This is a genomic window from Actinomadura sp. NPDC048032, assembly GCF_040653175.1.
In the GTDB taxonomy this organism is placed as follows: domain Bacteria; phylum Actinomycetota; class Actinomycetes; order Streptosporangiales; family Streptosporangiaceae; genus Spirillospora; species Spirillospora verrucosospora.
Window position 1 is genome coordinate 1 of record NZ_JBEZJP010000425.1, and the last position, 7176, is coordinate 7176.

Annotated in this window: 6 protein-coding genes; 1 reads left to right on the top strand and 5 read right to left on the bottom strand. The window is 74.9% G+C overall.

Going from position 1 to position 7176, the window contains the following annotated elements:
• Window positions 1-99: 99 nt before the first annotated feature.
• From AB0C69_RS35115 to nirB, 4 genes are all read right to left on the bottom strand, one after another.
• Entirely contained in the window at window positions 100-288 is a 189-nt protein-coding gene (locus AB0C69_RS35115) for a hypothetical protein (protein ID WP_360359530.1), read from the bottom strand.
• 168 nt (window positions 289-456) lie between these two features.
• Window positions 457-1656 (bottom strand): amidohydrolase family protein, encoded by a 1200-nt coding sequence (locus AB0C69_RS35120; RefSeq protein ID WP_360359533.1) that lies wholly within the window; start codon window positions 1654-1656, stop codon window positions 457-459.
• A gap of 25 nt (window positions 1657-1681) precedes the next feature.
• Window positions 1682-3154 carry an FAD-dependent oxidoreductase gene (locus AB0C69_RS35125; RefSeq protein WP_360359535.1) on the bottom strand — a complete coding sequence of 491 codons (1473 nt, stop codon included), beginning with the start codon at window positions 3152-3154 and terminating at the stop codon, window positions 1682-1684.
• Window positions 3151-5652 carry a nitrite reductase large subunit NirB gene (gene nirB / locus AB0C69_RS35130; protein ID WP_360359538.1) on the bottom strand — a complete coding sequence of 834 codons (2502 nt, stop codon included), beginning with the start codon at window positions 5650-5652 and terminating at the stop codon, window positions 3151-3153. Before nirB ends, AB0C69_RS35125 begins: the two co-directional genes overlap by 4 nt.
• A gap of 140 nt (window positions 5653-5792) precedes the next feature.
• Between nirB and AB0C69_RS35135 the strand changes: the two genes are divergently transcribed.
• Window positions 5793-6641: an NAD-dependent protein deacetylase gene (locus AB0C69_RS35135; protein ID WP_360359541.1), complete on the top strand. Its 849-nt coding sequence runs from the start codon at window positions 5793-5795 to the stop codon at window positions 6639-6641.
• A 16-nt stretch (window positions 6642-6657) separates the two neighbouring features.
• On the opposite strand, the gene AB0C69_RS35140 is transcribed toward AB0C69_RS35135, so the two are convergent.
• Window positions 6658-7176 (bottom strand): DUF4142 domain-containing protein (locus AB0C69_RS35140; RefSeq protein ID WP_360359544.1); only part of this gene is annotated, 519 nt, incomplete at its 5' end.

A 7176-nucleotide genomic window follows, 5' to 3' on the forward strand; every position in this document is an offset into this window, starting at 1 on the left:
GTCCACGTCGGTCGGTCCCGTGTCGGCGCACCCTGCCGGGTCCGCTTCTCTCGTGCGTCGTGAGCCCCGCCCGCCGGGTCCGGCGGCCGGGGCGGCCGGTCACCGGCGGCCGCGGCGCCGCGGCCGCCAGCTCGCGGAGGTGCCGGTGCCGACGCCCCCGAGGTGCAGGGCGATCAGCAGCAGGCCGAGGACGGTCAGGGTGCTGTTGTTGATGGCGTCCGAGGAGATGTCGGCCAGGTCGAACAGCAGGGCAAGTGCGAAGACGATCGCGGCGACGATCGCGAGCATGTCGGCCTCCGTGGGGGTCGGGGGCCCACCGCGGGCCCCTCGGCTGCCTACCGGATCTCCTCCAGCCCGCCGCCGAAACCGCGCCCCCTTTCCGGTCGGCCGATATCCGAATTTGCGACGGAACGAGCGTTCCTGCCGGTCAGCGGCCGGTCACGCGGCGTGCGCCGCCTACGGTTCGTCGGGAGCGTCCCGCCCGCCGGCGAGCGCGGCGCGGGCGCGCTCGGTCATGCGGACGACCTCGCGGCGCACCTGAGAACGTTCCGTGAGCCGCTCGCCGAACGGGATCCGGACCGGGTGCTCGACGCCCCCGTCGGCGACGGCGAACTCGATGCCCTCCGCGTCCAGTCCGGTCATCCGCGCCGCGGTCGCGCCGGGGCGCCCGCCGAGCGCGCGGCAGATCGTCAGGCAGTCGGCGGCGTGGTCCTCGTTCATGTGCCGGGCGATCTGCGTGACGACGTCGTCGGTGAAGGGGTCCGCGTCGGGCATGCGAGAGTCCTCTCGGGCGGGCGGCGGGACGGTCAGGCCCTTGTAGACCTGCAGGGCGTTGCCGGCGAGGACGAGCGCGAGAGTCTCCTCGTCGAGGCCTAGGGCGGCGACGGCGCGGGCGTTGCGGGCGATTCCGGGCACGCCGGGCCAGTCGGTGCCGAAGACGAACCTGCGGGCCAGGCGCCGCAGGTCGTGCCGGGCGTAGTACTCGGGGAGCCGGCGGGGCGGCAGCCCGGACAGCTCGATCCACACCTCCTCGCGGGACAGCGCGAGGAACGCGGCGGCGTCGTACCACCAGCCGCGCCCGCCGTGGGCGAGGACGAACGTCAGGCCGGGGAACAGCCGCAGCACGTCGTCGACCGCGGTGGGATCGGCGTACCGGTTGACCGAGCCGGGGAACGAGCTGGTCCCGCAGTGGACGACGACCGGGACGCCGGCGTCGCGGCACACCTCGTAGGCGGGGTGGAGCTCGGGGTCGGCGACGCTGAACCCGCCGTGCACCGGGTGCAGCTTCAGGGCGACGGCGCCGAACCCGAGCTGCCGCTCGACCTCGGCGCCGATCGGGTAGTGCAGGTGGGGGTTGACGTTGGCGATCGGCCTGAAGCGCCGCGGGTTGTGCTCCAGCAGGGGCCGCAGGTCCTCGATGGGCTGCGTGCCGGTGGTCCGCGGGCTGTACTCGCACAGCAGCAGGGCGACGTCGACGCCCTCGCCCTCGAAGTAGGCGTCCACCCGCTCGGGCACGAGCGTGCCGTCCTCGTCGTAGAGGTCCTGCCAGGGGTGGGACGAGCCGAACTCCTCCGCCCAGCGCCGCCAGGCCGGGCGGAGCGTGGGCAGCCGGGCGGCGTGCACGTGCGCGTCGATCAGCGGGCGTCCGTCGAGCATGCGGCGGAGCCTACCCGCCGGCCGCTCAGGCGACGTCCGCGGTGTCCTGCTCCTCCAGCCAGGCGACGATGCCCTCCACGGCGGAGCGGCAGCTTCCGCAACCGGTGCTCGCCCGGGTGGCGCCGGCGACGTCCTCGGCCGTGCGGGCGCCGCGCTGCCAGCAGGCGCGGATCTGGCCCTTGCTGACGTTGTTGCACTGGCAGACGGTCGCCGCGTCCGGCATCCGCACCGGCGACTCGGCCTCGGGCGCCGCGCCGACGCCGGGGAACAGCAGGCCGAGGCGCTCGGCGGGCAGCGGCGAGGCCCGGTCGTAGAGCTGGGTGAGCGTCCCCGCGGTGGAGGTCTCGCCGAGCAGGATCGCGCCGATCAGCCGCCCGTCCCGGATCACGGCCTTCTTGTAGGTGCCGCGCGCCGCGTCGGTGAACCGGACGACCTCCACGTCCTCGTCGTCGTCGCCGAAGTGCGTCTCCCCCATCGACGCCAGCTCGATCCCGGCGGCCTTGAGCCGGGTGATCTGGCGGGCGCCGGTGAACCGCGCCGCGGGGTCGGTGCCGGCGAGCAGCCCCGCGAGCACGGCCGCCTGCTCCCACGCGGGCGCCACCAGCCCGTACACCTCGTCGCGGTGCTCGGAGCACTCGCCGATGGCGCGGACGGACGGGTCGGTGACCGACCGCAGCTCGTCGTCGACGATCACGGCCCGGCCGACGGCCAGGCCCGCATCCCGGGCCAGGCCCACCTCGGGCCGGACTCCGCAGGACAGGACGACCAGGTCGGCGTCGACGACCTCGGTCCCGCCGCCGGGCAGGGCCAGCTCGACGCCGCTCACCGCGCCGCCCGCGGTACGCAGCCCCGTGACCGCGGCCTGCAGCCGGGTGCCGATGCCGAGGGCCTCCAGGGTACGGGCCAGGACCTTCCCGGCGGCGGGGTCGAGCTGGCGCTCCATGAGGTGCCCGGCCAGGTGCAGGACCGTCACCTCCAGGCCGAGGCCGGTGAGCCCGCGCGCCGCCTCGATGCCCAGCAGCCCGCCGCCGACGACCACCGCGCGGCGCGCCGACTCGGCCAGGGCGGAGATGCGGCGGCAGTCCTCCAGCGTGCGGAACACCTGCGCGCCACCCGGAAGGCCGTCCTCCAGACCCGGCATCGGCGGGACGAACGCGGTGCTGCCGGTCGCGAGGACGAGCGTGCCGTAGGGGGTGACCGTCCCGTCCGATGCGTGCACGGTCCTGGCCTCGCGGTCGATGCGGGTGACCTCGACGCCGAGGCGGGCGTCCACGCCGTGCGAGGCGTACCAGGCGGCGTCGACCAGGCTGATGTGGTCGGGACGCGTCTTCCCGGCGAGGACATTCGACAACAGGATCCGGTTGTAGGGGCGCTGCGCCTCAGCGCCGAACACCGTCACCGGCGTCGCGGCGTCCCGGGACCGCAGCTCGTCCACGAACCGGGAGCCGGCCATGCCGTTGCCGACGACGACCACGCCCGCCGGGTCCGCGGCGCTCACCGCTTCACCTCCAGGGGGAGCGGCTTGATCTGGTCGCGCTCGACCTCGAAGGCGATGCTCGGGTCGGGGGTCTGCGGCGCGTTGACGAACGACACGAACCGGCGGAGCCGCTCGGGGTCCTCCAGGGTGTCGCGCCACTCGTCGGAGTAGGAGGCGACGTGGCGGGCCATGGCCGCGTCGAGGTCGGCGCAGATGCCGAGCCGGTCGTCCACGATCACCTCGCGCAGGTAGTCCAGGCCGCCGTCGAGGGACTCCAGCCAGCTCGCGGTGCGCTGGAGCCGGTCGGCGGTGCGGATGTAGAACATCAGGAAGCGGTCGATGTAAGTGATCAGCTCCTCGCCGGCGAGGTCGGTGGCGAACAGGTCGGCGTGCCGGGGCCGCATGCCGCCGTTCCCGGCGAGGTAGAGGTTCCAGCCGTTCTCGGTGGCGATGACGCCGAAGTCCTTGCTCTGCGCCTCAGCGCACTCGCGGGCGCAGCCGGACACGGCCGACTTCAGCTTGTGCGGGGCGCGCAGCCCCCGGTAGCGCAGCTCCAGCCGGATCGCCATCGCGGCCGAGTCCTGGACGCCGTAGCGGCACCAGGTGGAGCCCACGCACGACTTCACCGTGCGCAGCGCCTTGCCGTAGGCGTGGCCGGACTCGAACCCGGCCTCGACGAGCCGCCGCCAGATCTCGGGCAGCTGCTCGACACGGGCGCCGAACAGGTCGATCCGCTGACCGCCGGTGATCTTGGTGTAGAGCCCGAAGTCGCGCGCCACCTCCCCGATCACGATGAGCCTCTCGGGGGTGATCTCGCCGCCGGGGACCCGCGGGACCACCGAGTACGTGCCGTTCTTCTGCAGGTTGGCCAGGAAGTGGTCGTTGGTGTCCTGCAGCGCCGCCTGCTCGCCTTCGAGGATGTGGCCGTTGCCCAGGCTGGCGAGGATGGAGGCGACGGCGGGCTTGCAGATGTCGCAGCCGCGGCCCGTCCCGTGCTCCTGCACGAGCTGGGTGAAGCTCCCGACCCGCCCGGCCCGGACGATGTCGAACAGCTCGGCGCGGCTGTAGTCGAAGTGCTCGCAGATCGCCTTGCTGACCTCGATCCCCGCGGCGGTCAGCTCGGCGTCCAGGATCCGCTTCACCAGCGGGACGCAGCTTCCGCAGCTCGTCCCGGCCCTGGTGCGGTCCTTCACGCCCGCGACGTCGGTCAGGGAGCACTCGGCGACCGTGCGGCGGATGCCCTCGGCGGTGACATTGTTGCAGGAGCAGATGACCGTCGCGCCGGGCAGCTCGCCGCCCGCCGCCTCGGTGCCGCCGAACAGCATCTGCTCGGGCGCGCCCGGCAGGCCGCCGCCGACGTGGGCGCGGAGCGTGCCGTAGGCCTCGGCGTCGCCGACGAGGACGCCGCCGAGCAGGGTCCGCGCGTCGTCGCTGACGACGAGCCGCTTGTAGACCCCGGCGACCGGGTCGGTGTAGGTGACGCCGAGCGCGCCCCGCTCGGGACCGGCGAACGGGTCGCCGAAGCTGGCGACGTCGACGCCCATCAGCTTGAGCTTGGTCGACATGTCCGCGCCCTCGAACACCGCCGTGCTCGCGGGGGACAGCAGCCGGTCCGCGACCACCTCGGCCATCGAGAAGCAGGGCCCGACCAGCCCGTACACCGTGCCGCCGACCAGGGCGCACTCGCCGATCGCGAAGACGGCGGGGTCCTCGGTGCGGCAGGAGGAGTCCACCACGACCCCGCCGCGCTCCCCCACCGGCAGCCCGCAGCCGCGGGCCAGCTCGTCGCGCGGGCGGATCCCGGCGGAGAACACCACGACCTCTGCGTCGAGCGCCGTGCCGTCCTCCAGGACGACGCGCCGGACCGAGCCGTCCTCCCCGGCCTCCAGGGCCCGCATGGGGGTGCCCGCGTGCACGGCCATGCCGAGCGCCTCGATGTGGCGGCGCAGCATCGCGCCGCCGCCCTCGTCCAGCTGGCGCGGCATCAGCCACGGCGCCACCTCCACGACGCCGCTGCGCAGGCCGAGTCCCTGGATCGCGCGGGCCGCCTCCAGGCCGAGCAGGCCGCCGCCGACGACGGCGCCGGTGGCCCGGCCCCGCGCGTACGCGCGGATCGCGTCCAGGTCGTCGATCGTGCGGTAGACGAAGACGCCCGGCAGGTCCCGCCCCCGGACCGGGGGGACGAACGGCGCGGACCCCGTGGCGAGGACGAGCGCGTCGTAGGGGACGGCGCTCCCCGCCGAGGTGGCGACCGTCCGGGCCGCGCGGTCGATCCCGGTGACCCGCTCCCCGGTCCGCACGGTGACCGCGCCGTCGTGCGCGGGGTAGGCCAGGTCGGCGCCCTCCAGATGCGTCGTGAGCGCCACGCGGTCGTAGGCGGTGCGGGGCTCCTCGCCGATCACCGTGATCGTCCACGTGCCGGCGGTGTCGCGCTCGCGCACCGCCTCCACCAGGCGGTGCGCGGCCGACCCGTGGCCGGCGACGACCAGGCGCTTGTCCGGTCTGCTGTCGGCTCCCATGGGGCCGATCCTCGGCGGCCCGTATTACTCGCGCGGATCTTCGCTGTCACCCCCGCGTTAAGTGGCCCTCACAGCCGGCCCGCCCGCGATGCGGGGCGGGGCCCCGCGCCGCACCCGCCCCGGTCGTGCACCATGGAAGGGTGACGGAGCTTGCGGAGAACGGGACGAAGACCGGCCTGCCGATGCTGGCCGACCTCGTCTCGGACGGCGACGTGGTGGTGCTGAGCGGCGCGGGGCTGTCGACCGAGTCGGGCATCCCCGACTACCGCGGGGAGACGGGCCGCCGGCGGCGCGCGGAGCCGATGACCTACCAGGCGTTCACCGGGTCCGAGGCGGCGCGGCGCCGCTACTGGGCGCGCAGCCACCTCGGCTGGCGGCACATCGCGCGGGCCCGCCCGAATTCCGGGCACCGCGCGGTCGCCGAGCTGCAGCGGCGCGGCCTGCTGGCCGGGATCATCACCCAGAACGTCGACGGGCTCCAGCAGGCCGCGGGCGCGCGCGAGGTGATCGAGCTGCACGGCGCGCTGGACCGCGTCCTGTGCCTGTCCTGCGGCGAGCGGTCCGCGCGCGAGCGGCTCGACGAGCGGCTGCGCGCGGCCAACCCCGGCTGGACGGCCCGCGCCGAGACGATCAACCCCGACGGCGACGCCGTCCTGCGCGACGAGGCCGTCGAGGCGTTCCGGATCGTGAGCTGCGAGCGGTGCGGCGGCGCGCTCAAGCCCGATGTGATCTTCTTCGGCGAGAACGTGCCCCCGGCCCGCGTCGGGGACTGCTTCGCGCTGACGGAGCGCGCGGGGGCGCTGCTGGTGCTGGGGTCGTCGCTGACCGTGCTGTCGGGCTACCGGTTCGTCCGGCACGCGGCGCGGCACGGCGTCCCGGTGGCGATCGTCAACCGCGGCACTACCCGGGGCGACCCGCACGCCCTGGTCACGTTGGACGCCCCGCTCGGCGCCACCCTGGACGCGCTGGTCGCCGAGCTGCCCGCCTGACGCGGACCGGCCCGGCCTACCCTCCGCCCACCAGCGTGGTCGCGGCCGGCGCCGGGCCGTGCGAGTGCCCGGGATCCCCGGGCGGGGGCGCGCCGGTGGCCTCGGGCGGGTCGGGCAGCATGTCGCCGGTGACGAATCCGGTGCCCTCCAGCAGCCGCATGTGGGTGCGGACGAACGTCTCGCACTGCTCGGAGAAGTTCCGCACGAGCGTGTTGCGGGTGCTGCCGCGGACGGCGGCGATCGCCGGGTAGATCTGGCCGTGCGCCATCCGCAGGCGGGCGACGGCCGTCCGGTCGTAGTCGTTCCCCGACTTGCCGGTGATCTCCGACATCCAGCTCTGCTGGTCCGGTGTCGGCTGGTTCGGCAGCGGAACGTTCAGCCTGGCGGCGACCGCGCGGTCCAGTTCGTCCAGCCGGGCGTGCTGGCGCGCGATCTCGCCGAGGTTGCGGCGGGTCGCGGCCCGCGCGGCGCGGCGCTCGGCCTCCCGGCCCACGGGGATCTCCCACAGCCCCGCCTGCCGGACCCGCACGACGAG

Excerpts from the sequence above, each read along its gene's own strand:
- AB0C69_RS35120 (WP_360359533.1), bottom strand. The coding sequence starts at position 1,656 with ATGCTCGACGGACGCCCGCTGATCGACGCGCACGTGCACGCCGCCCGG.
- nirB (WP_360359538.1), bottom strand. The coding sequence starts at position 5,652 with ATGGGAGCCGACAGCAGACCGGACAAGCGCCTGGTCGTCGCCGGCCAC.
- AB0C69_RS35115 (WP_360359530.1), bottom strand. The coding sequence starts at position 288 with ATGCTCGCGATCGTCGCCGCGATCGTCTTCGCACTTGCCCTGCTGTTC.